A 22,965-nucleotide genomic window follows, 5' to 3' on the forward strand; every position below is an offset into this window, starting at 1 on the left:
AGACAAATATTACCTTATTCTTAAGTAAGCCACTACAGTGAGTTGAGCTAGGTACAAATATTGCTTATGACAACGTTAACAATAACACTGGGCAGGTAAATCATGTCAAAACAACAGGCTGCTGATATTAAGTTGGAAAAAAACGAAGAGCTTTGGTCGATTGAATGTGGATTAGTTTCTCACGAGATTACCACTGGTATTTGGGTCACAACCCAATGGCAATTGGCTGGGTTTGAATTGTCTCCTGAGTCGTATAATCAACGAGTTGCGACACTACAACTTCATCGTGACGAGCGTACTGACTATCGATTCAATTTGAGTTCGCATCAACCCAAGCTGTTCCTTGTGCTTGATTCAATAGAAAGTGATGAAGAGCCAAATATCGTGACTCTAACAGCTGCCCAAAGTGTTGCTAGCCAATATATGGACGGAGACTATTTGGTGCTTTCTAACGACATGCCATTACCTGTTCAAGCATGGATGGAAGCTTTCATCGGCCGTCACGGAGAATTGCTCGAACAGAGACGCAAGAAACGCAAAGGGGCAGGGCGCGCGAGTGGCAACTAATTTCTTAAGTCGCTGGTCTAAGCGTAAGCTCGAAGGCGAAGATACAGAACCTGATGCAGTTAGCGCGACTGAGCAAACTGAAAGCCTCGATGATTCAGAATTCACGTCGATAGATACTTCGATTGAAGCTGATGATCCAATAACAATTGAGCCTCAGGTTGATGATAACAAAGTCATTGAACCAAAAGAGGAAAGCGTCGCAAGTTTGCTGGTTTCAGAAGCGGATTCTTCTATCAAAAAAGCGGCGCTAAGAAAGTTGTTTTTATCTGGTGAGTTTAGCGAAGTGGATCGAATGAATGACTATGACCACGACTATGCATCAGTAAAAAGCTTGTCCAGTGAAGTCGCCGAAAAACTGCGTGATTGGATGAATCAAGAAGAGGAGCCCGTCGATGGTGAACTGGCTAACTCAGATGACATGAACACTGAAGTTGAGCAAGTTTCTGAGATGAAGCAAGCTGAAGCAGATGTTGAAGAAGAGCTTTCTACATTGGATGCTAGTGAAACCACTCCCTCCGAAATCAGTGAGCAGTTAGAACAGGAAGTGGGACAAAATATACCACACAAAAAATAGGTACATTTTGACTAAATTGATGATTAAGCGAGTGGGACATTTTGTCTCTCTCGCTTTTTATTTGCACCTTAATGATGAAATAATCATCTAACTACCTGATATTACGAACTTTAAAAGTTGGTACAGCATTTGCTAATACTCAGCAGAGTGAATATTCATGTTCTTATCGGATTAGGACTGGAACAGAGCAATGCTTAAACAACTATTACAAGAATCAACGTCGACCAATGGTAAAGCGCGACTTTTTGCGTTTGAGAATACTGTTGAATTGACGAACCTTATTCCGCCAACTGTCAGTTATGAAAGCGGTGGTAACACTCTTATCGTGGGGCCGACGGCTATCATTGAGAGCGCGGCTGAGCAACTCTCTCAGATGAACAGCTTAACGCTACTATCAACAGATGGTACTCAAGGAACTCACGCAAATCTTTATTACGCCAATAGCGTTCAAGTTTCAGGCTTCCTCGGCACGTTTGAAGTGGTCACTGAAAATAACGGCATTACAACTAATCTAGCAAAAGTTGCAATTAATCATGATTGCTTCGATATTGTTCTCGATCTTTGTCTCAATAGCTGTATGAATGAAGAAGTGCCAGTTCCGGGCTATTACCCTGTTGGACGCGGTTATCCTAAGTTAGCCGATGCACTTGAAGAAATTCCTACTCTGATGGGGACATTCGACAAACCAAAATTCTTCCGTTTAGATACTGATCTTTGTGCGCATAGCTCTCGCGGTGTAAAAGGTTGTGAGCGATGTGTTGATGCATGTCCTGCTGGAGCGCTATCGAGTGAAGGTAGCGAGAAAACCGGTCATCGTATCGAAATTAATCCTTATCTTTGTCAAGGTGTAGGAACTTGTGCGACGGCATGTCCGACAGAAGCCATTCATTACGCTCTTCCTAATCCTCAAGACACGCAGAAATTCATTGAACGCACGCTGGCAAACTATGAGCAAGCGGGTGGTGTAAATCCTATCGTTTTGATCTGTAGCTCTCGTCATGAGTCATACAACGTGATGGCTCTGAAAGCGCTACCCGATAACGTTGTCCCTATCGTCGTTGAAGAATTACCTTCGGTGGGGATTGATAGTTGGTTGGCTGCGCTAGTGAATGACGCTACTCAGGTACTATTCGCAGCAAGTCGCTTTATGCCGCCGACAATTATTCGAGTGTTAAATAACGAAGTCGCGATTGCTCAAGAGTTGCTCGCTCAGCTTGGTATCGCAAAAGAGACCATCGACATTCTTTTCTTAGAATCTCTAAGAGAAGGACTTCCAACTCTATGTACTGAATCTTTTGATTTGGCATTGGGCGATCTAGAAGGGAATAAGCGCGAGCGTCTCTTTACGGCTTTAGATGCAATGGCGAAATCCCGTATCCCTGTCGAAAATATTGTCGACCTTCCAGCAAATGCACCGTTTGGTACGGTCTCGTGTGAAAGCAAAGATTGTACTTTGTGTATGAGCTGTGTGGCAGTTTGTCCAACTCGAGCTTTGCATACTGATGGAAATTCACCTTCACTTCAATTTATCGAACAAGATTGTGTTCAATGTGGATTGTGTGAAAAGGCGTGTCCTGAAAATGCACTCAGCCTAATTCCTCGTATGAATTGGGATCATAAGACTCGTCAGAATCCTGTAGTTCTTCATCAAGAAAAAGCAGCGGAATGTATCCGTTGTAGTAAACCATTCGCGCCGCAATCAATGATCGACATGCTACAAAATAAGTTACGCGGTCACTCTCATTTTTCTGATGAAGCGGCGATTAATCGTATCGCGATGTGTGAAGACTGCCGTGTTGTCGACATGTTTGAGTCAATGGCTCAAGACCCGATGCAGCAACTGAAGTACTAGGAGTTCAAATTGGAAAACGAACAACAAACATTACGCACTGAGATTTACTTGTTGATTTCCGCGCTGTTTCGCCAATGTCCTAATCAAGAAATGTTGGATTTTTTGGCTGATTTAGAAACTGAATCTGAACAAAGCGAAATGCAAAAAGCGTGGCAAGCTATTTCAGCAGCCGCTAAAAATTCGCAAGCAGAAGCCCTTAGTGATGAATACCAAGAGCTTTTGATCGGTATTGGTCGCGGTGAAGTCGTACCTTTCGCGTCTTGGCATCGCACTGGCTCACTGATGGAAAAACCTTTAGCCGAAATTCGCCATGATCTTCAACTGCTAGGCTTTGAACGTGAAGAGCAGGTTAAAGAACCTGAAGATCATATTGCCGCCCTTTGTGAAGTAATGGCGATGATGACGAATGAAGAAGAAGGGCTACAACAAGTCTTTTTTAATAAACACATTGGGCCTTGGTTTAAGTCACTGGTGAATCAAATCAGACAAGCAGAGCATGCAGATTTTTACGCTGCGGTTGCCGACCTTCTAGATGCTTTTTTAACACTAGAGCAAGTGCGTTTTAGTGAAAACATGCAGACAAGCAAAAACAAATTAAAGATTGATGTGAAAAACGTCACTGAGTACGACCAAACTCAGCTGTAGCGAGTTCGCGTCGATAAGAGAGACGAAAAGTCTCCAAGTACCGTAAAGGTAAGGAAGCAAAATGAAAGATAATAAAGAAATAAACACAAGCCGTAGGGATCTTCTCAAAGGCTTAACGACTGCAGCAGTGGCTGGAGCCGTAATTGCTGGTACAACAAAAGTAGCAAGCGCTTCTGAAACTGTTGTATTGGAAAAAGACGTGAAGAAGACGGGGTATCGCGAAACAGAACATATCCGCGATTACTACGAAACCCTATAGGAGCTGAGTGATGAAATTAGTAAAACGCTCCGATTCTGTGAGCAAAGAACAAAATCAATTGGGTATTTCACGCCGCGCATTCATGAAAAACAGCTCATTAGCAGCTGGTGGTGCGGTTGCGGGTGCTTGTTTGTTTACACCGGGAATGATCAAAAAAGCGGAAGCAAAAACGGTTGATCCTAGTGCGAAAACTGAAATGAAGCGCACCATCTGTTCACACTGTTCTGTAGGTTGTGGTATCTACGCAGAAGTACAAAACGGTGTTTGGACAGGTCAAGAACCTGCATTTGACCACCCATTTAACGCTGGTGGACACTGTGCGAAAGGTGCTGCATTGCGTGAACATGGTCATGGTGAGCGTCGCCTGAAATACCCAATGAAGCTTGAAAACGGTAAGTGGAAAAAATTATCGTGGGATCAAGCGATTGAGGAAATCGGTAATAAAACCCTAGAGATTCGTAAAGAATCTGGCCCAGACTCAGTGTACTGGCTAGGTAGTGCGAAACATAACAACGAGCAAGCGTACATGTTCCGTAAGATGGCGTCTCTTTGGGGCACCAACAACGTCGATCACCAAGCGCGTATCTGTCACTCAACAACTGTTGCCGGCGTAGCAAATACCTGGGGCTACGGTGCGATGACTAACTCGTTCAATGATATGCACAACTGTAAGTCGATGCTATTCATTGGTTCAAACCCTGCAGAAGCGCACCCAGTTGCGATGCAGCACATCCTAATCGCAAAAGAGAAGAACAACTGTAAGATCGTTGTTGCGGATCCTCGTCGTACTCGTACAGCGGCTAAGTCAGATCACTATGTTTCTCTTCGTCCGGGTTCAGACGTGGCGTTCATTTGGGGCGTTTTATGGCATGTATTTGCTAACAAATGGGAAGATAAAGAATTTATCCGCCAACGTGTTTTCGGCATGGATGAGATCCGTGAAGAGGTGGCTAAATGGAACCCAGCAGAAGTTGAGCGCGTAACTGGCGTAACAGAAGCGGAAGTATACCAAACGGCTAAACTGCTATCTGAAAACCGTCCTGGCTGTGTTGTTTGGTGTATGGGTGGTACTCAGCATACAACCGGCAACAACAACACTCGTGCTTACTGTATCCTTGAACTTGCTCTCGGTAATATGGGTAAGTCAGGTGGTGGTGCAAACATCTTCCGTGGCCACGATAACGTACAGGGCGCAACTGACCTTGGCGTTCTTTCGCACACTCTTCCTGGTTACTACGGCCTATCTGACGGCGCGTGGAAGCACTGGTCTAAAGTTTGGGATCTTGACCACGAGTGGGTACAAAACCGCTTCGACCAAAATGAATACCGCGGTAAGAAACCAATGAACAACATGGGTATCCCTGTTTCTCGTTGGATTGATGGCGTGTTGGAAAACAAAGACAACATCGAACAGAACGATAATATCCGCGCTATGTTCTACTGGGGTCACGCGGTTAACTCGCAGACTCGTGGCGTTGAGATGAAGAAGGCGATGCAAAAGCTGGATATGATGGTTATCGTAGACCCTTACCCAACGGTTGCAGCAGTAATGAACGATCGCACTGACGGTGTTTACCTTCTACCTGCGACGACTCAATTTGAAACTTACGGTAGTGTTACTGCATCAAACCGTTCGATTCAATGGCGTGACCAAGTCGTTCAGCCTCTATTCGAATCTAAGCCTGACCACGAAATCATGTACCTTCTAACGAAGAAACTTGGCTTTGCTGATCAGCTATTTAAAAACGTAAAAGTAGAAAACAACCAACCATTAATCGAAGACATTACTCGCGAATTTAACCGTGGTATGTGGACAATTGGTTACACAGGTCAAAGCCCAGAGCGCTTAAAAGATCACCAACAAAACTGGCACACTTTCCACAAAACATCGTTGGAAGCTGAAGGCGGCCCAGCACATGGTGAAACTTATGGTCTGCCTTGGCCATGTTGGGGAACACCAGAGATGAAACACCCAGGTACCCACATTCTTTACGATACATCTAAGCCTGTGGCTCAAGGTGGCGGTAACTTCCGTGCTCGTTTTGGTGTTGAATTTGAAGGCAAAAACCTACTTGCTGAAGACAGCTACTCAAAAGGCTGTGAGCTTGAAGATGGTTTCCCTGAATTCAATGACAAACTGCTGAAACATTTAGGTTGGTGGAATGATCTGACTGAAGCAGAAAAAGCAGCAGCGGAAGGTAAAAACTGGAAAACTGACCTTTCAGGCGGTATCCAGCGCGTAGCGATTAAGCACGGTTGTATTCCTTACGGTAATGCGAAAGCTCGTGCAGTGGTTTGGACTTTCCCAGATCGCGTGCCTCTACACCGTGAGCCTTTATACACACCTCGCCGTGATTTGGTGGCAGATTACCCAACTTGGGATGATAGTGAATCTATCTACCGCTTGCCGACCATGTACAAGTCTATCCAAGATCAAGACAAATCTGGCGAGTATCCAATCATTCTGACTTCTGGTCGTCTGGTTGAATACGAAGGTGGTGGTGAAGAAACTCGTTCGAACCCATGGCTAGCCGAGCTTCAACAAGAAATGTTCGTTGAAGTGAACCCTAAAGATGCGAACGATCTTGGCTTCAAGGACGGCGATATGGTTTGGGTTGAGGGTGCTGAGAAAGGCCGCATTCACGTGAAAGCAATGGTTACTCGCCGCGTGAAACCAGGTCTTGCATTTATCCCATTCCACTTCGGCGGTAAGTTCCAAGGTGAAGACCTACGAGCAAAATACCCAGAAGGTGCTGACCCATACGTAATTGGCGAATCTGCAAACATTGCAACGACATACGGTTATGACCCTGTCACGCAGATGCAGGAAACCAAAGTCACCCTATGTAACATTCGCAAAGCGTAAGGAGTCAACTGATGGCTAGAATGAAATTCCTTTGTGACACCAAACGCTGTATTGAATGTAACGGCTGTGTCACTGCATGTAAAAATGAAAACGATGATGCTCTAGAGTGGGGTATTCAACGTCGTCGCGTAGTCACCCTCAACGATGGTGAGCCGGGTGAAAACTCTATCTCTGTAGCTTGTATGCACTGTACAGATGCACCGTGTAAAGCGGTATGTCCTGCAGACTGTTTCGAGCATACCGAAGATGGCATCGTACTACACAACAAAGATCTTTGTATCGGTTGTGGTTACTGTTTATTTGCATGCCCATTTGGTGCACCTCAGTTCCCTAAACAAGCATCGTTTGGTGAGCGCGGTAAAATGGACAAATGTACGTTCTGTGCAGGCGGCCCTGAAACAGAACCTGGTTCATTAGAAGAGCGCCAAAAATACGGTGCGAACCGTATTGCTGAAGGCAAACTTCCAATGTGTGCGTCACTTTGTTCAACGAAAGCGCTGATTGCCGGTGACGCAGAGAAAGTCTCTGATATCTTCCGTCAGCGTGTGGTTGAACGTGGTGCGAAAGGTGCTGGTTGGACAGACGGTAATGATCTGTCTTATGACGCAACGAAAAGCTAAGAGCGGAGAGATTCATGTTTTTAATATATAAACGTGCATCTCTTGCGATGCTGTCTTTAATGGCAGCATTGCTTTTTGCTTTGTCGTTGCCTGCGCATGCTGAGCAAAAAGAGTCTGAAGTTGCACAACGTGAAATGACGCAATTGGCTGGTGCCGATTTTTGGCGTCAAGTTCGTCAAGGCGAAGAGGGCTACACGACGTCTCAGTTCCCAGAGCACGGAATGCTGATCAGTACTCCAGGTCAAACCTGGTACATATTGAAAGAAAAATGGATGTCTCCAGCGGGAGCTGTGGCAATTTTCGGTAGTATTGCTTTCGTGACCATGATGTATATCGCCATCGGTCCACTGATGTTAAGTGCACCTCGCACAGGTAAGAAGATTAAACGCTGGTCTCGCCTAGATAGGGCGCTGCACTGGAGTATGGCGTTTACATTCTTAACGCTAGCTTTTAGTGGCTTGATGCTCGTTTATGGTAAACACTTTTTGAAGCCGTATATCCCATCCGATTTATGGGGCTTCATCATTATGTTGGCGAAGCAATACCACAACTACATTGGCCCGATCTTCTTCGTATTATTGATGTGCGTACTTGTTAAGTGGTGGCGCAAATCAATCTTCAAGAAGGTGGATATTGGTTGGTTTATGAAACTTGGCGGTATGGTCGGTAAGCACAAAGGCTCACACCCTTCTGCAGAGTTTTCTAACGCCGGTGAGAAAGCACTTTTCTGGTTGTTGATTGTCGTCGGTATTGTGGTTGCACTAAGTGGCCTTGTTCTTGACTTCCCAATCTTCGGCCAGACCCGCCGCGATATGGAGTTGTCTAACCTTGTTCATATGTTAGCGGCACTGATCCTTATCTGTGGTTTTGTGTTCCATATCTATATCGGTCTATTTGGTATGGAAGGCGCCCTTGAAGGCATGGTGACCGGTGAAGTCGATGAGACTTGGGCGAAAGAACACCATGACATTTGGTATCAGGAAATGATGGAGAAGGAGCGCCAAGAAAAGCTGGCTGCTTCTGGTGAGGATAAAGGAGCGAACACAAATGAAAAAGCCTAACAATGGTATTTGGGTCGCATACATCCTTAGTTGCTTCACTCCGTTTACTTGCTTAATCTCAGGTGTACTGGCAATCATCTATGCAGGATATCGCTTAGATAAAGGGGAAGATGGCGAGATCGTCGATTCACACTACTATGGTTTGATTCGTACTTTCTTTCTAAATCTGACCTTCTTTGTGGTTTTGATCATCACAGTGGCCACTGCAAATGGCGTGTTAATTGGGGTGAATGACTACTGGTACAACAGTCATATTATTGATGAGATTGCTTACTACATACCTTATGTGGGCATGTTGTTTGGCTTAGCCGCAATTCTATTATGGTTTGTTCGTATGTATCAAGGAATGCAAAAGCTCAAAGCCAATGAGCGATTCAGTATGACTAAAGGTCCAAACCTATAAACTAATGAGCCCTGCAATGCAGGGCTTTTTATCAACCATAAAGGAAGCGCATTATATTGGTGCGATTTCACCACCATAGTGCATTTTTATGCACCAAACTATCCATTCACTCCAGTAAATCATTGCGTAATTCTTATTTAAATTACTAAATATCAGCCACTTACACCTATTATATAAATCTATTATCAATTGGCACAAAGCTTGCGATTAATCTGCCTCAACAATCTATTCACCAAGATGGTGACATAATAAGTTCAACGCACAGACGTTGGGCAAAAGACATGGAGACAGACAATGAGCGTCGACGCAAGTCAGGTACATGGAGCAGTACAAACCCTGACCCAAAGTTCCGATACACTTTTTCTATTACTGGGTGCCATTATGGTGTTTTTAATGCACGCAGGATTTGCTTTTTTAGAAGTAGGGACTGTACGCCATAAAAACCAAGTGAATGCTTTGGTAAAGATTCTCGCAGACTTTGGTATTTCAGCTATTGCTTACTTTTTTATTGGCTATTGGGTCGCCTATGGGGCGAATTTCTTTGCAGATGCAGAAACTCTATCGCAAGGAAATGGCTATGAACTGGTTAAATTCTTCTTCTTACTGACATTTGCAGCAGCGATTCCTGCGATTGTTTCCGGCGGTATAGCAGAAAGGGCTCGTTTTTATCCAGTGCTCATCGCGACGTTCTTTACGGTTGGACTCGTTTACCCAATCTTTGAAGGTATGATTTGGAATGGCAATTTTGGCGTTCAAGCTTGGTTTGAAACGCAATTTGGTTATGGGTTTCATGACTTTGCTGGATCTGTTGTGGTTCACGGCGTAGGCGGTTGGATTGCTTTGGTTGCAGTGCTCTTTCTGGGTATGCGCAAAGGTCGGGTACGTGCCGGTAAACACACCAACTTTGCACCTTCAAACATTCCTTTCTTGGCGCTAGGTGCGTGGATTCTTTGTGTCGGCTGGTTTGGATTTAATGTTATGTCAGCGCAAACCCTAAATGGTATTAGCGGTCTTGTTGCGATGAACTCATTGATGGCAATGGTTGGCGGTATCATCGCTGCGCTTATCGCAGGCAAGAATGACCCTGGCTTTATCCATAATGGGCCGTTAGCGGGTCTTGTTGCCATTTGTGCCGGTTCTGACCTCATGCATCCAATTGGTGCATTGATTACGGGTAGCATTGCTGGCGCACTATTTGTTTACCTGTTTACTTATCTGCAAAACAAAACCAAGATTGACGATGTATTGGGCGTATGGCCATTACACGGCGTATGTGGCGCTTGGGGTGGTGTTGCTGCGGGTATATTTGGTCAAACGGCGCTTGGTGGTTTAGGTGGCGTAAGCTTCACTGTTCAACTCCTAGGCACTGTACTGGGTATAGCCGTTGCTTTGGCAGGAGCTCTTATCGTTTACGGTGTGATCAATCAGCTAACTGGGCTGAGAATGTCTGAAGAAGATGAGTTTAATGGCGCTGACTTAGCTATTCATAAAATATCTTCAACAAGTGATGACTAATCATTATCAACAACAATAGCAAAGGGTGGCACTGGCTGCCCTTTGTGGTTTCTCATCACAATCCTGTCGATAAATAGGCCATTTTTCGACTATGGTCTAATCCCCATTGCTTCTGATGTTATTTCCTAAATGCTAAGCTACAGACAAAGAAACCGAATAAGGATGTGGGTATGAAATTTCCGTATCGCAATGTCGTCATATTAACAGGTGCTGGCATTTCAGCAGAATCAGGCATTCAAACATTTAGAGCTCAAGATGGCCTATGGGAAGATCATAAGATTGAAGATGTTGCCACGCCGGAAGGGTTCGATCGCGATCCTGATTTGGTACAAGATTTCTATAATCAACGTCGTCTCAAACTCCAAGACCCTAAGATTCACCCAAATGCAGCTCACACCGCTTTAGGGCGATTAGAACAAGAGCTGGAAGGGTCAGTGACTATCATTACGCAAAACATCGATAACTTGCATGAGCGAGGTGGCAGTAGCAATGTAATCCATATGCATGGTGAACTACTAAAATCACGCTGCAGTGAATCGAATCAAGTCATTGAAGAGTTAGGTGAGATTAAAACGGGTGATCTGTGCCATTGCTGTCAAATTCCATCTCAGATGCGGCCACATGTTGTTTGGTTTGGTGAAATGCCATTAAGAATGGGCGAGATATATCAATCATTGGAGGAGGCCGATTTGTTTATCTCAATTGGTACCTCTGGCGTTGTTTATCCTGCTGCAGGCTTTGTTCATGACGCGAAAATGCATGGCGCTCATACAATAGAAATCAATCTTGAGCCGAGTGCAATAGAGAGTGAATTTGAAGAAAAGCGCTATGGCAAAGCAAGTATCGAAGTGCCAAGATTAGTAGAAGAGGTTCTTGCGCTCCAAGAGCCCAAAGTAAAACAAGCCTAAAAATTCACCTCAACATTCAATGCTCAGCGCTTATCACGCTGGGCATTTTTCATTTTATACATCGCTTGATCAGTTTTTACTAACGCTTCTCTAAATTGTTGCTTTGTTGTCGATTCAATACCGTAACTAAATTCAATGGTTTGATCTTTTAATTGGCGCTTTACTCTATCAACAAACTGTTGACCAGTGGTCAAAGTCGCTATAACCAAGAATTCATCTCCACCAATTCTAAATGCTTGTTCACCGGAGGAAACTGACTCTGAAAGTGCATGAGCAAAACGAATTATCATCACATCACCCATGGCGTGACCTTGAGTGTCATTCACTAACTTAAGTCCATCGAGATCGAAATAGATTAAATCAAATTCCGCAAGGGAAATAGAATCCAGCTTTGTCCGGTTGTGCAAACCTGTCAGCTCGTCAATCGTTGCACTTTCTTGAATTGATTTAATCAGTTGGGTAATACCGAAAGCGAGAAATAGGAAAGACAACTGCAAGAGACCATCTTCCATCAAAGAATCAATGAGAGGGTAATGAGAAGCGAGCGCATTAAAATAGTCTATCTCTGTCGTGACTTCATAAAAGCTATTAATAACTAAACAATTGATCCCGTAGCGGATAAAAGGGTGGGATTTAATTGCACGTAACGAGACATAAGCGAGATACAGGACGAGGATAAGAGTATTTGTTTCAAAAAACAGATCGTAGCGAGAATCAACAGGGAAATAGAGGCTAATGGTGAACAGTAAACTGTGGGCACCAATAAAGAGTGATATAAAACATAGCGAGATTCTGTACATAGTCGCCTAAAAAATAAAGCGGCGAATGCCGCTTTATTAAGTGTAATCGAAAATGATTAGTTATCTACTTTAAGCTTTTGGAAATACTCGTCATATAAGACGCTAGCTTCACCCACTTCATCTTGCCAAGTACCGCTATCCATTACTTCTTGAGGAGGGAAAATGCTAGTATCGTTAGCAAACTCTTTAGGTAGTAAGTCATGAGCGGTTGCCACAGGTGTCGGGTAACCAATCTCTAGTGCAATTTTCGCTGCGTTTTCTGGACGAAGCAGGAAGTCAATCATCTTGTGTGCAGCATCAACGTTTTTCGCTTCTGCTGGGATTGCTAAGCTATCCATCCAGAAAATCGTGCCTTTCTCTGGCCAGATAATATCAATGGAAGCACCTTCTTGACGAGCCATGTAAGCGCTACCGTTCCAAAGCATACCCAGTGATACTTCACCTGCTAGGTAAGGGTTAGCAGGGAAGTCAGAGTTAAACACTAATACATTTGGCATTAGTTTCTTAAGCTCTTCATAAGCTGCTTTGATCTCATCTGGATCTGTGGTATTTGGTGAATAACCTAATTTAGTTAATGCGATATGGAACACTTCGCGAGAATCGTCCATTAGCATTAATTGGCCTTCCCACTTGCTGTCCCAGAAATCATCCCACTTAGTGGCAGAAGAACTGTCCAGCATATCAGAATTGATACCAATACCCGTTGCGCCCCAAATATAAGGGATAGAATAATTGTTGTTTGGATCGAACGGTTTATTTAGGAAGTTTGTATCAAGATCAGCAAAGTGAGTCAGCTTCTCTTTATCGATTTTCTGAAGCATACCTTCTTTACGCATTTTCGATACAAAGTAAGTAGACGGTACTACTAGATCGTAACCAGAACCTTGAGTCTTAAGCTTTGCATACATGCTTTCGTTAGACTCGTAAGTTGAATAGATAACTTTGATTCCAGTTTCTTTTGTAAAGTCTTCAAGAACTTCACTTGGAATGTATTCAGACCAATTGTAGAAGTAGAGTTCTTGATCAGCAGCCATTGCAGGAGAAGCGATCAACGTCGCTGCGCACAGTGCGCTTGCATAGAATTTACTTTTCATTATTTTTCCGTTTTTGATGTGCTTAAGCAGCATAAGACCATTCCAAGTCATATACTCTGATTAAGCCGTGAGTTTATTTGCTTGTCAGCGAAAACAAGCGAGTCAAAGGTAAATTATATCAGCCAATTACGAAAATAGGCAGCCAAGGCTGCCTATTTTAAATATTCCTTTCTGGATTATTGACCAGCTTTAAGTTTAAGGAAGTAATCCTCATACTTAACAGTCATATCACCAACAGAATCTTGCCACTCAACGCGGTCTAGATCTTCTTGAGAAGGGAAGAGTGGTGCTACATCTTTGAACTTAGCATTTGATGCTGCAACTGCAGTCAGATAACCCGTGTCACGAGAGATTTGCTCTGCAATTTCTGGACGCAATAGGAAGTCGATCATCTTGTGTGCCGCTTCTACGTTTTTTGCGCCTGAAGAGATAGCAAAGTTATCAACCCAGCCAATACCGCCTTCTTTCGGGAATACCAGTTTCAGGTTCATACCTTCATTTTGAGCTGCTGCTGCACTGCCGTTCCACAACATACCAACGCTAACTTCACCCGACATATATGGCATACCTGGGTTATCAGAGTTGAATACTAGAACGTTTGGCATTAGCTTTTGTAGCTCTGCGTATGCTTCATCGATCTGCTTTGGATCTGTAGTGTTGCCAGAGTAACCTAGTTTGCGCAGTGCGATATGGAACACTTCACGAGTATCGTCCATCAGCATTACTTGACCTTCAAGCTCTGGGTTCCACAAATCAGCCCAGCTTTGGAAGTCATTTGGATCGTGTATATCAGCGTTCACTGCTAGACCAGTGATTGCAACAACGTGTGGAATAGAGTAGTCGTTCTTTGGATCGAAAGGCTTATCTAGGTAGTTTGTATCTAGGTTGCCGAAATTTTTCAGCTTAGTCTTGTCGATTTTTTGCAGCATGCCTTCGTCACGCATTTTTGCCACGAAGTAAGTTGAAGGAACAACTAAATCATAACCTTGGTTGTGAGTTTTTAGCTTTGCATACAGAGTTTCGTTCGACTCGTAAGTTGAGTAGATAACCTTGATGCCAGTTTCTTTTGTAAATTGTTCTAGGATATTACTGTTGATGTAAGGACCCCAGTTCATAAATACAAGTTCTTTGTTTTCGTCCGCTGCAACTGATCCTGAGAACAGAGAAAGCGCACATGCACTACCAGCTAATAAAGTAGCCCATTTTTTCATTGACGTTAGCTCCAAACCAAACGTATCTCCATCACGGAGATTAGATAAAAAAACGGAATGACTATATGCCATTCCGTATCACATTTCAGAATGCGGATTCTACTTCACTTTCTCCCTTGCAAGCAACTGAGAAGTGATCACAAGGAATAAAGAAACAATCAGCATTACTGTTGCGAGCGCATTCACCTCTGGTGAAATGCCCACTTTAACCATTGAGTAAATCTTCAATGGTAAAATTTCATACGTAGGACCTGTCACAAACGAACTAATAATCACGTCGTCTAGTGATAGGGTAAAGCTAAGCAACCAACCCGCAGCAACGGCTGGTTTTGCCAATGGCAAGATGATCTGTTTTAAGATAACCCATTCACTGGCACCTAAATCTTTCGCAGCTTCAAGCATTTTCACATCAAAGCCGTTCAAGCGGCTGTATACCGTAACCACAACAAACGGTAAACAGAAGGTAATATGTGCAACCAGCAAAGTGAAGAAACCAAGCTGAGCACCCATAACTAGAAACAGCGCCAATAATGAAATCGCCATCACGATATCAGGTGACATCATCACAACAAACAGCATACCATTAACTATACCTTTACCTTTAAAGCTATAACGGAATAGGGCAACTGCAGTTAAACTACCTATAATCGTCGCTGCTGTTGCTGAAAATACTGCAACATTCAATGAGTGCCACGCAGCTTGCATTAAGCTGTCGTTATTGACTAACGTTTCATACCATTTGGTTGTGAATCCTCCCCATTTCATACCAAATTTATTGGCATTAAATGAGTTCACAATCAAAACAACTATTGGCAAATATAGGAACGCGTAAACTAGCGCCATAAAGCTGAATCTAACTGTGCGACCCATCAGTCTAGCTCCACTTTCTTATTCAATAACTTACCCGCTCTATAGTAGGCATATAACATAATGGCCATAGCAACGGTTAGGGCAATACTGGTTGCCGCACCGAAAGGCCAATCTCGAGCATTCAATACTTGGCTCTTAATCACGTTACCAATCAGTAGGTTCTTCGCGCCGCCCAATAGGTCAGAGATATAGAACATACCAAGTGCAGGTAATAGAACCAATAAACAACCGCCAATAATACCTGGCATGGTTAACGGTAGGGTTACTCGAGTAAAGATTTGGAACTTGTTTGCACCTAAATCTTTTGCCGCTTCTGTGTACGTTTCATCCAATTTTTCAATCGCTGAGTAAAGCGGAAGAATCATGAATGGTAGCAGAATGTAGACCAAACCAATCATGACTGCAGTTTCGGTATACATTAAGCGCATTGGCTTATCGATGATTTCCATTGCAAGCAGCGATTTATTCAAAATACCTTGAGTACCTAATACAATCTTAAGGCCGTAAGTTCGGATAAGAGAGTTAGTCCAAAACGGTACAATCACCAAAAACAGCATGATTGGACGCCATTTTTCAGGCATTTTCGCAACAATATAAGCAAATGGATAACCAATCACCAAACAAAGCAAAGTAGCCACAATCGCCATGTAGAAAGAGTGCCATAACACCTTTGCGTACAGTGGGTCCATTAAACGCAGGTAGTTATCCAGCGTAAATGTCATTTCAATTAGGTTAGCTTCATCGCGCGTCAGAAAGCTCGTACCGATGATCATCACGTTTGGTATTAGAACAAACAGTGTTAACCATCCAACAATGAGAGCAATGATCGCGTTTTGAAGATTAATCTTCTTGCTTATCATTTAGTACCACCTCCCAGCTTTCAACCCAAGTGATAGCAACCTTTTGACCAAGAGAGTGATCCACATCAGGATCATCTTCGTTAAAGAATTCGCTAACCATCACGCGCATACCAGATTCCAACTCAATCACAGAATCGAGTGTCATACCTTTATAAGTACGCTCTGTAACGTGACCTACAATGCCTTTATGTTCAGACTCTTTAATCTCTTCGATACGTAAGTCTTCAGGGCGGAGTAGGACTTGCAGTTTTTCACCTGCTTGTGCTTCTTGGTCGTAATAAACCACAGACTCAACACCTTCGATTTCAGCGCGGATACGCTTATCGTCGAGACGTTCAATCATTTTGGTGTTAAACACGTTGATCTCGCCAATGAAGCGAGCCACAAATAGGTTCTTAGGCTCTTCGTAAATTTCACGAGGAGAGCCGTCTTGTTCAATCACACCATCGCGCATAACGATGATACGGTCAGACATAGACAAAGCTTCTTCTTGATCGTGAGTGACGAAAATAAAGGTAATACCTAGTTGACGTTGCAATTGTTTAAGTTCGATCTGCATTTGCTTACGAAGTTTGTAATCCAACGCAGACAGAGATTCGTCTAGCAACAATACTTTAGGTTTGTTCACAACTGCTCGAGCAATCGCAATACGTTGCTGCTGACCACCAGATAGTTGGTGCGGCTTACGCTGCGCCATTTTTTCTAGTCGAACCATACGTAAAGCTTCTAATACACGAGGTTCAATATCTGCAGCAGGCACTTTTTGCATGCGCAAACCAAACGCTACGTTCTCGAACACAGTCATGTGAGGGAAGAGTGCGTAACTCTGGAATACAGTGTTGACATGCCTTTGTTCAGCAGGAACTTGAGTAACGTTCTGACCATCAAGGATGATGTCACCCTTATCGGCGGTTTCGAAACCAGCAATCATTCGTAGTACGGTTGTTTTACCGCAACCTGATGGACCAAGAATCGTCAGAAACTCACCGTGGTTTACATCTAGGTTCAGATTACCGATGATTTCCTTACCATCGAAACTTTTACTGATACCCGTCAATTGAATAACGGGCTTTCCTGCTTGTTGTTTAGCGTTCAACGTCTGTTTTTCTCCCACATTGGTCATTTATTCGCTTATTTTGAAAATGACCCGTAGTTACACAAAATAGAGGCGCGCATCATAATCACCAAAAGTGTGAATTCAAAGCATTTTCTTTACTTGAAACAGAAATAATTTTGTAGGTAAAAGTAAACTTTTCTTACCATACTCTCTCTATACCTTTTACACCCTTTCAAGTAGGGTATTTTCGTCTCTGAATCAGTAGTCTAGGCATTCGCAAATGTATTTAGTGGTCAATTATCGACCATACAAGCGAGAAAGCAAGCAAATGGCGATGATCTGATTTTAGGATTTGAGACGTTTTAGTATAATGTCTCTTAATTGCAACGTAGCATTAATCAACAAGTTAGCTTAGCTCAACACTAAGCTCCGGATTCAATAATGAATAACGATATCGAGAAAGACTTTAATTTAGGTGGAAGCATAGAGCGTGCATTGTCTGGCGACTATGAATTAAATGCAGGGGAAGTCCTAAAAGAAGCGTGGAATCATACCATTAAAAACTTCTTATCCTTTTCACCGGCAGTCGTGTTATTGATGGCGATTCAACTCGCTATCTTTTTTATTGCCCTCAAGCTACAGCTCGGTAATCCTGCCGTTGTTCTGGATGCATTCATCACTCCTGGAGAGTTTGATCCAAGTATTTTCAGTGCCATTATGATCGCAAACTTTAGTTATGAAGTGGTCAGTGCGCCTATTTATGCAGGTATTAGCTTAATGGCAATGAGCCATGCAGCAGGGTTGGCGACTAAATCGCGCCATATTAGTAAAGGTTTACAATTCACCATACCTGTCATTATCGCTACTCTTGCGAGCCTTGTACTTCAAGGTATTGCTGGAATGATTTTGCCGTTTCTGTCTTTATACTTAACGTTAGCTTTCAGCAACTCAATCTTGCTCATATGTGAGAAAAAAGTACCACCAATGCAATCACTGCTTCTTTCTCTAAGAGCTGTAAACAAAAAGATATTGCCTCTTGCTGGAATCTACTCGTTTGTCGTAATTATGTTTGCCATCGGTGCGATGTTTTACGGACTCGGTTTGATTTTTGTAATTCCTTTCTTCTTACACGTGAAAGGAATAGTTTATCGCAACATGTTTGGCATTAAATTGAAGATTATTGCCTCTGACCGCCCTAAAGATGAAGACGACAATGACAGCAATTCACAAGTGTTCAATGCGTAAAAGTGAATTTATTGCTATCGCTACAGTTGGCCTTATTGCCAGCTGTAGTTTTTATAGCTACGAACAAAACAGAGTTGAAGAACGCGAGCGTCGCAAAAGTTCGCAAGTTTCCAACATCGATTCAGCTCAATCCGTTGGCACTGCGCCAGATTTCTCAGCCATTAAAGATACCAAGCAAAAGAAACAAGCTTTCTTTGATTATTTACGTCCAGGCATTGCGCTGGAAAATAAACGTGTGGCTGACGAACGCATCAAATTAGAAAGTATTGAACAGGCGTTTAATACCCAGTCACTTGAAAGCTCAGACATCAGTTATGCTGAGCGACTAGGGCGATTGTACAATGTGAAACTCACGACCGAGGGTGTGACACAGAGTTGGCTTGATAAGATGCTTCATCGGGTTGATGTTCTTCCGGAAGCTCTTGTTCTTGTTCAAGCGGCCAATGAATCTGCTTGGGGAACATCTCGTTTTGCAACACAGGCGAATAACTTTTTTGGCCAGTGGTGCTACTCGCAAGGGTGTGGTTTAGTTCCATTGCAACGAAGTGAGGGCATGACACACGAAGTAGCGAAGTTCTCTTCAGCTCAACAATCTATTCATGGTTACTTCATGAACGTGAATCGAAACAAGGCATACGAAGACTTGCGTGATATTCGTTATCAACGTCATTTGAACGGTGAAAGTTTGGTTGATACTCAAGCGGCAATGGCTTTGACCAACGGATTGCTTAAATACTCTGAACGAGGTGAGGCATACGTCAACGATTTACAAAGTATGATCCGTCATAATCAGTCGTTCTGGGAATCCTCTCAAACTCCACAATAAGATTATAAAAACAATGAAGAAATTATCGTTAGCACTTTTAACCGCAGCAGTCTCTATGTCTGCGGCTTTGCCAACTTATGCTCAAGAATACATGTTTACTTATTCCAAGCTGTATTCTCACATGAAACAGAATGCCAAAGAAGGGCATGATGACGTCAAAGTCGGCTTTTTCTTTTTGAACGCTAATACTAAGCAATTGTGTAAAATTGAAAAAGCGTGGATGGAAAAAGAAGAACACTACGAAGAGCTACAGATTTCGCCGTATAACGAGGTGCTTGTACCTCTAGACAACAACTTGAAGTCAGCCAATCCTTTGGTTTTTGTTCATACACCTATGGATATGCGTTGTGACTTTTCTATGGTAGTCATGACTAAAGATCCAATGAACGGTGAAGTCAGCTACGATGATGTGAAAGTTTTACTGCCTCAAATGCAGGCAATTTTGGAACAACTAGGCGGAATGTTTGCGAGTTGGTTTACGCCAGATGTTGAAGGCGTGACATTAGAGTTTCCTGATAACCTTAATGGTATGATTCAATTCTCAAACGGGACTTCTAAACCAATTGTCAACGGTAAAGCGCAAGTGTCATTGGAAGAGATCGGTGAGGGTGGCTCTATGACATTGCCAACTGAAACCGCTCGAGTTTTACCTTACTTACCGAAAGCAAATTAATTTAAATGGGGCCGTTGCAAGCGGCCCTGCATCTCTCATTTAGCGACACTGTCACTTATCACTTTCTTGTTTAACGTCATCTAGCTATTATTTTCCTCAGCGATTGTTCGACAACCGTTTAAACCTTGCGAAAAAGCTCGTATAATCCTCGCCCCGAATAAAACACGTTAGGAAGTCCTTCAGTCGACCTTGTCGACGATGTGAGAGCTCGCAATGACAGAAAAAGATACAAGAAAAGAAACCCTAGAATTCAACAAACTTCAGAAACGTCTAAGAAGAAACGTTGGAAATGCCATTACTGATTACAACATGATCGAAGAAGGTGATGTTGTAATGGCATGTATTAGTGGTGGTAAAGATTCATTTGCGATGCTTGATATCCTGCTGAATCTACAAAAAGCAGCACCAATCAAGTTTGAAGTGGTTGCCGTTAACCTAGATCAGAAGCAGCCAGGTTTCCCTGAGCATATTCTTCCTGACTATTTCGAAACCTTGAACATTCCATACTACATTGTCGACAAAGACACGTATTCAGTAGTAAAAGAGAAGGTGCCAGAAGGTAAAACGACTTGTGGCCTGTGTTCACGCTTGCGTCGTGGCACGCTGTACTCATTTGCTGAAAAGATTGGCGCAACCAAGCTTGCACTGGGTCACCATTTAGATGATATCGTTGAGACTATGTTCTTGAACATGTTCCACGGCTCTCGTCTAAAAGCAATGCCACCTAAGCTACGTTCTGATGACGGCCGTAACGTGGTCATTCGCCCACTGACATACTGCCGTGAGAAAGATCTGATCAAATACGCAGAGCACAGAGAATTCCCAATTATTCCTTGTAACTTGTGCGGTTCGCAAGAGAACTTGCAACGTCAGTCCATCAAAGCAATGTTGATTGAATGGGATAAGAAAACCCCTGGTCGCGTTGAAGCAATTTTCAAATCAATTCAGAACGTAAGTCCAAGTCAGCTAGCCGATCGCAATCTATTTGATTTTGTAAACCTTCCTCTTGATCGAGAAGGTAACCGCGAAGAGTATGAGTTTAGCGAAGCGATTGTCTCTTCAACCAATATCGATGAGTCAATGTTTATCGATGTAACCAACATCTAAACCGCATCAAACACTCAAATAAAAAGGAAGATAGTCACTATCTTCCTTTTTCGCATTTAGATACAGCCTTAGGAGTTAGATCGCTGTTTTAGGATCGAGAGGGCTGATATAACCCTGTGGTTTCAATGCTAGAACATCACAATTGATTTTATCAATCACATGCTCAGCAGTATTACCAATAAACACAGCTGACAAACCTGTTCGTCCTGTTGTACCGATAATCACCATTGCCGCATTTAATCGCTCAGCGACTTCAGGGATAATATCTTCAGGCAATCCTTGCTCTACAACGGTTTGTTCATCATCGTAACCGTGTTTTTGTCTCAATGCTTTCATTGCAGTTAAATGATGGCCGCGAACCGCGTCAGTATAAGTCGCCGGATCGAACTCTGGCAGCTCAATGGTAATATTGGCCGGAGTGACAGGATAGGCGTTGACAAGATAAGGACTTGCTCCAAGCCGTTCCGTTAAGCTATTTAACTGCTCAACCATGCTATCATTCAGGCCAAGGTGGGTTTCATTTTCTGAACCGACATGAACAGAAGCAAGAATACTTGCGTTTTCAGGCCAATCGGCATTTTTAACCAACAAGACTGGGCATGGGCATTTGCGCAATAGGTGCCAATCTGTCGGAGTAAAAATGACGGACTCTAAGACGTCGTGTTTACGAGTACCTTTGATAATAATGTCATGCTCTCCACCATACACCTCAGCTATGATGGCTTCGTAAGGGCGATTATGCCAAACCACTCGGATATCAAACTCAATACCTTCTATAAGATACTCGTCTGCAACTTTCTTCATCCATTGTTCGCGTTGACCAATCACGCCACGGCGCATTGCATCTCGCTCATCAATAGAGAGCATAGAAGTCATGTCATAGGAGAAGTCGTAGATAGATAAAAAGAAGGTCACTTTGCTTGGAGAGCGACTTTTGGCAGCAAGTTGCATGGCACGGGCCAATGCAGGTTGTTCATCTTTATTGATGTCAGCAACAACTAATATTTTGTTATAGATGCTCATATAGACTCCTTTAACATGAGGAGGAACATATGATTAATGTAGCTTAGTTCAGCGAAGAGTTTTAGGAAAATGTGCAGGATGTTGAGAGAAGTATGATGTAGCTCAATTTCAGGTAGAAAGTGAGCTACATCATTGATGTTATTAAGATTCTGATGAAACGCCCGCTAAAGTCATTAGCGCATCATGATCGATAATAGTGATATATTTACCTTTTACACTTAAGATTTCAGACTTTTGGAAGCGACCCAATAGACGAGAAATCGTTTCAACCGTTAGGCCAAGGTAGTTACCGATATCACCGCGCGTCATCGTTAAACGAAACTCACGAGGGCTAAAACCACGTTGAGAGAAGCGAGTCGATAGGTTGTAAAGGAAAGCTGCAAGACGTTCTTCAGCGTTCTTTTTAGAAAGCAGAAGGATCATCTCTTGATCGCCTTTTATTTCGTTACTCATCAAACGCATGATTTGTTGACGAAGCTTAGGCATCTTGCCTGATAGGTCATCAAGGATCTCGTAAGGAATCTCACACACCATTGAAGTTTCGAGAGCTTGAGCGAAACTTGGGTGAGCGTCACCAGTAATCGCATCAAAACCAACCAAATCACCAGCTAGATGGAACGCAGTAATCTGCTCGTCACCTTGCTCAGTAATGGTGTAGCTTTTGATAGTGCCTGAACGGATAGCATATAGTGATTTAAGTTCATCACCGGCTTTAAACAGTTCTTGTCCTTTCTGGATTGGCTTTTTACGCTCGATGATTTGATCAAGCTGATCAAGCTCAGACTCATTAAGAGTAAACGGAATACAAAGCTGGCTGATGCTGCAGTCTTGACAATGGATGGCACAGCCACCAGATTGAATGCGCTTTGTTGCAGGCTTTTCAGAAATCATAACAACCTTTCACTATTTGATATACATCAATATTTTAG

General features: G+C 43.1%; 23 protein-coding genes. 15 read left to right on the top strand and 8 right to left on the bottom strand.

Annotated features, from left to right (window positions below):
- Positions 1-102 precede the first annotated feature (102 nt).
- From GVO60_RS18045 to cobB, 11 genes are all read left to right on the top strand, one after another.
- Positions 103-567, top strand: a complete 465-nt coding sequence (locus tag GVO60_RS18045) for a DUF3305 domain-containing protein (protein WP_159656552.1) — start codon at positions 103-105, stop codon at positions 565-567.
- The gene (locus GVO60_RS18050) at positions 557-1,141 is read left to right on the top strand and encodes a DUF3306 domain-containing protein (RefSeq protein WP_159656554.1); all 585 of its coding nucleotides are present in this window, start codon (positions 557-559) and stop codon (positions 1,139-1,141) included. Before GVO60_RS18045 ends, GVO60_RS18050 begins: the two co-directional genes overlap by 11 nt.
- 190 nt (positions 1,142-1,331) lie before the next feature.
- Complete coding sequence (locus GVO60_RS18055) at positions 1,332-2,993, top strand: 4Fe-4S dicluster domain-containing protein (RefSeq protein WP_159656556.1); 1,662 nt, start codon at positions 1,332-1,334, stop codon at positions 2,991-2,993.
- 9 nt (positions 2,994-3,002) lie between these two features.
- Positions 3,003-3,638 carry a TorD/DmsD family molecular chaperone gene (locus GVO60_RS18060; protein ID WP_159656557.1) on the top strand — a complete coding sequence of 212 codons (636 nt, stop codon included), beginning with the start codon at positions 3,003-3,005 and terminating at the stop codon, positions 3,636-3,638.
- 61 nt (positions 3,639-3,699) lie between these two features.
- The gene (locus GVO60_RS18065) at positions 3,700-3,897 is read left to right on the top strand and encodes a twin-arginine translocation signal domain-containing protein (protein WP_159656559.1); all 198 of its coding nucleotides are present in this window, start codon (positions 3,700-3,702) and stop codon (positions 3,895-3,897) included.
- Positions 3,898-3,907: 10 nt separating this feature from the next.
- Positions 3,908-6,763 carry a formate dehydrogenase subunit alpha gene (locus tag GVO60_RS18070; protein WP_159656561.1) on the top strand — a complete coding sequence of 952 codons (2,856 nt, stop codon included), beginning with the start codon at positions 3,908-3,910 and terminating at the stop codon, positions 6,761-6,763.
- Positions 6,764-6,774: 11 nt separating this feature from the next.
- On the top strand, positions 6,775-7,383 hold the full coding sequence (fdh3B, locus tag GVO60_RS18075; RefSeq protein ID WP_159656563.1) for a formate dehydrogenase FDH3 subunit beta: 609 nt from the start codon (positions 6,775-6,777) through the stop codon (positions 7,381-7,383).
- Between the two features lie 14 nt (positions 7,384-7,397).
- Entirely contained in the window at positions 7,398-8,444 is a 1,047-nt protein-coding gene (locus GVO60_RS18080; protein ID WP_159656565.1) for a formate dehydrogenase subunit gamma, read from the top strand.
- Positions 8,431-8,847, top strand: a complete 417-nt coding sequence (locus GVO60_RS18085; RefSeq protein ID WP_159656567.1) for a hypothetical protein — start codon at positions 8,431-8,433, stop codon at positions 8,845-8,847. Before GVO60_RS18080 ends, GVO60_RS18085 begins: the two co-directional genes overlap by 14 nt.
- Before the next feature lie 294 nt (positions 8,848-9,141).
- Positions 9,142-10,362 (top strand): ammonium transporter, encoded by a 1,221-nt coding sequence (locus GVO60_RS18090; protein ID WP_159656569.1) that lies wholly within the window; start codon positions 9,142-9,144, stop codon positions 10,360-10,362.
- Positions 10,363-10,532: 170 nt separating this feature from the next.
- The gene (gene cobB / locus GVO60_RS18095; RefSeq protein WP_159656571.1) at positions 10,533-11,270 is read left to right on the top strand and encodes a Sir2 family NAD+-dependent deacetylase; all 738 of its coding nucleotides are present in this window, start codon (positions 10,533-10,535) and stop codon (positions 11,268-11,270) included.
- A gap of 23 nt (positions 11,271-11,293) precedes the next feature.
- Here cobB and GVO60_RS18100 read toward each other — a convergent pair whose 3' ends face one another.
- The 6 genes from GVO60_RS18100 to potA all read right to left on the bottom strand — a co-directional run bounded on the left by GVO60_RS18100 (position 11,294) and on the right by potA (position 17,219).
- A complete protein-coding gene (locus GVO60_RS18100) occupies positions 11,294-12,070 on the bottom strand; it encodes a GGDEF domain-containing protein (protein ID WP_159656573.1) in 777 nt (258 codons plus the stop codon).
- A 56-nt stretch (positions 12,071-12,126) separates the two neighbouring features.
- On the bottom strand, positions 12,127-13,164 hold the full coding sequence (locus GVO60_RS18105) for an extracellular solute-binding protein (RefSeq protein WP_159656575.1): 1,038 nt from the start codon (positions 13,162-13,164) through the stop codon (positions 12,127-12,129).
- Between the two features lie 176 nt (positions 13,165-13,340).
- The gene (locus GVO60_RS18110; protein WP_159656577.1) at positions 13,341-14,375 is read right to left on the bottom strand and encodes an extracellular solute-binding protein; all 1,035 of its coding nucleotides are present in this window, start codon (positions 14,373-14,375) and stop codon (positions 13,341-13,343) included.
- A 99-nt stretch (positions 14,376-14,474) separates the two neighbouring features.
- Positions 14,475-15,245 (bottom strand): spermidine/putrescine ABC transporter permease PotC, encoded by a 771-nt coding sequence (potC, locus tag GVO60_RS18115; RefSeq protein ID WP_159656579.1) that lies wholly within the window; start codon positions 15,243-15,245, stop codon positions 14,475-14,477.
- Positions 15,245-16,105, bottom strand: a complete 861-nt coding sequence (potB, locus tag GVO60_RS18120; RefSeq protein ID WP_159656581.1) for a spermidine/putrescine ABC transporter permease PotB — start codon at positions 16,103-16,105, stop codon at positions 15,245-15,247. Before potB ends, potC begins: the two co-directional genes overlap by 1 nt.
- The gene (potA, locus tag GVO60_RS18125; RefSeq protein ID WP_159656718.1) at positions 16,086-17,219 is read right to left on the bottom strand and encodes a spermidine/putrescine ABC transporter ATP-binding protein PotA; all 1,134 of its coding nucleotides are present in this window, start codon (positions 17,217-17,219) and stop codon (positions 16,086-16,088) included. Before potA ends, potB begins: the two co-directional genes overlap by 20 nt.
- 384 nt (positions 17,220-17,603) lie before the next feature.
- On the opposite strand from potA, the gene GVO60_RS18130 reads away from it, so the two are divergent.
- From GVO60_RS18130 to ttcA, 4 genes are all read left to right on the top strand, one after another.
- Positions 17,604-18,407, top strand: a complete 804-nt coding sequence (locus GVO60_RS18130; RefSeq protein ID WP_159656583.1) for a DUF2189 domain-containing protein — start codon at positions 17,604-17,606, stop codon at positions 18,405-18,407.
- A complete protein-coding gene (locus GVO60_RS18135; protein WP_159656720.1) occupies positions 18,400-19,233 on the top strand; it encodes a glucosaminidase domain-containing protein in 834 nt (277 codons plus the stop codon). Before GVO60_RS18130 ends, GVO60_RS18135 begins: the two co-directional genes overlap by 8 nt.
- Positions 19,234-19,246: 13 nt before the next feature.
- The gene (locus GVO60_RS18140; RefSeq protein WP_159656585.1) at positions 19,247-19,906 is read left to right on the top strand and encodes a DUF2987 domain-containing protein; all 660 of its coding nucleotides are present in this window, start codon (positions 19,247-19,249) and stop codon (positions 19,904-19,906) included.
- A 213-nt stretch (positions 19,907-20,119) separates the two neighbouring features.
- On the top strand, positions 20,120-21,013 hold the full coding sequence (gene ttcA, locus GVO60_RS18145) for a tRNA 2-thiocytidine(32) synthetase TtcA (RefSeq protein WP_159656587.1): 894 nt from the start codon (positions 20,120-20,122) through the stop codon (positions 21,011-21,013).
- A 75-nt stretch (positions 21,014-21,088) separates the two neighbouring features.
- Here the strand turns inward: ttcA and uspE are convergent, their stop codons facing one another.
- Together uspE and fnr are read right to left on the bottom strand one after the other, a co-directional pair.
- On the bottom strand, positions 21,089-22,036 hold the full coding sequence (gene uspE, locus GVO60_RS18150; protein ID WP_159656589.1) for a universal stress protein UspE: 948 nt from the start codon (positions 22,034-22,036) through the stop codon (positions 21,089-21,091).
- A 141-nt stretch (positions 22,037-22,177) separates the two neighbouring features.
- Positions 22,178-22,927, bottom strand: a complete 750-nt coding sequence (gene fnr / locus GVO60_RS18155; RefSeq protein WP_159656591.1) for a fumarate/nitrate reduction transcriptional regulator Fnr — start codon at positions 22,925-22,927, stop codon at positions 22,178-22,180.
- Positions 22,928-22,965 lie beyond the last annotated feature (38 nt).

The sequence above is a fragment of the Vibrio atypicus genome (assembly GCF_009811315.1).
Lineage (GTDB): Bacteria > Pseudomonadota > Gammaproteobacteria > Enterobacterales > Vibrionaceae > Vibrio > Vibrio atypicus.

Bases quoted from the DNA above. Each gene is read 5' to 3' on its own strand.
- GVO60_RS18045 (WP_159656552.1), top strand. From the start codon at position 103: ATGTCAAAACAACAGGCTGCTGATATTAAGTTGGAAAAAAACGAAGAG.
- GVO60_RS18055 (WP_159656556.1), top strand. From the start codon at position 1,332: ATGCTTAAACAACTATTACAAGAATCAACGTCGACCAATGGTAAAGCG.
- GVO60_RS18065 (WP_159656559.1), top strand. From the start codon at position 3,700: ATGAAAGATAATAAAGAAATAAACACAAGCCGTAGGGATCTTCTCAAA.
- GVO60_RS18070 (WP_159656561.1), top strand. From the start codon at position 3,908: ATGAAATTAGTAAAACGCTCCGATTCTGTGAGCAAAGAACAAAATCAA.
- fdh3B (WP_159656563.1), top strand. From the start codon at position 6,775: ATGGCTAGAATGAAATTCCTTTGTGACACCAAACGCTGTATTGAATGT.
- GVO60_RS18080 (WP_159656565.1), top strand. From the start codon at position 7,398: ATGTTTTTAATATATAAACGTGCATCTCTTGCGATGCTGTCTTTAATG.
- GVO60_RS18085 (WP_159656567.1), top strand. From the start codon at position 8,431: ATGAAAAAGCCTAACAATGGTATTTGGGTCGCATACATCCTTAGTTGC.
- GVO60_RS18090 (WP_159656569.1), top strand. From the start codon at position 9,142: ATGAGCGTCGACGCAAGTCAGGTACATGGAGCAGTACAAACCCTGACC.
- cobB (WP_159656571.1), top strand. From the start codon at position 10,533: ATGAAATTTCCGTATCGCAATGTCGTCATATTAACAGGTGCTGGCATT.
- GVO60_RS18100 (WP_159656573.1), bottom strand. From the start codon at position 12,070: ATGTACAGAATCTCGCTATGTTTTATATCACTCTTTATTGGTGCCCAC.
- GVO60_RS18105 (WP_159656575.1), bottom strand. From the start codon at position 13,164: ATGAAAAGTAAATTCTATGCAAGCGCACTGTGCGCAGCGACGTTGATC.
- GVO60_RS18110 (WP_159656577.1), bottom strand. From the start codon at position 14,375: ATGAAAAAATGGGCTACTTTATTAGCTGGTAGTGCATGTGCGCTTTCT.
- potC (WP_159656579.1), bottom strand. From the start codon at position 15,245: ATGGGTCGCACAGTTAGATTCAGCTTTATGGCGCTAGTTTACGCGTTC.
- potB (WP_159656581.1), bottom strand. From the start codon at position 16,105: ATGATAAGCAAGAAGATTAATCTTCAAAACGCGATCATTGCTCTCATT.
- GVO60_RS18130 (WP_159656583.1), top strand. From the start codon at position 17,604: ATGAATAACGATATCGAGAAAGACTTTAATTTAGGTGGAAGCATAGAG.
- GVO60_RS18135 (WP_159656720.1), top strand. From the start codon at position 18,400: ATGCGTAAAAGTGAATTTATTGCTATCGCTACAGTTGGCCTTATTGCC.
- GVO60_RS18140 (WP_159656585.1), top strand. From the start codon at position 19,247: ATGAAGAAATTATCGTTAGCACTTTTAACCGCAGCAGTCTCTATGTCT.
- ttcA (WP_159656587.1), top strand. From the start codon at position 20,120: ATGACAGAAAAAGATACAAGAAAAGAAACCCTAGAATTCAACAAACTT.
- uspE (WP_159656589.1), bottom strand. From the start codon at position 22,036: ATGAGCATCTATAACAAAATATTAGTTGTTGCTGACATCAATAAAGAT.
- fnr (WP_159656591.1), bottom strand. From the start codon at position 22,927: ATGATTTCTGAAAAGCCTGCAACAAAGCGCATTCAATCTGGTGGCTGT.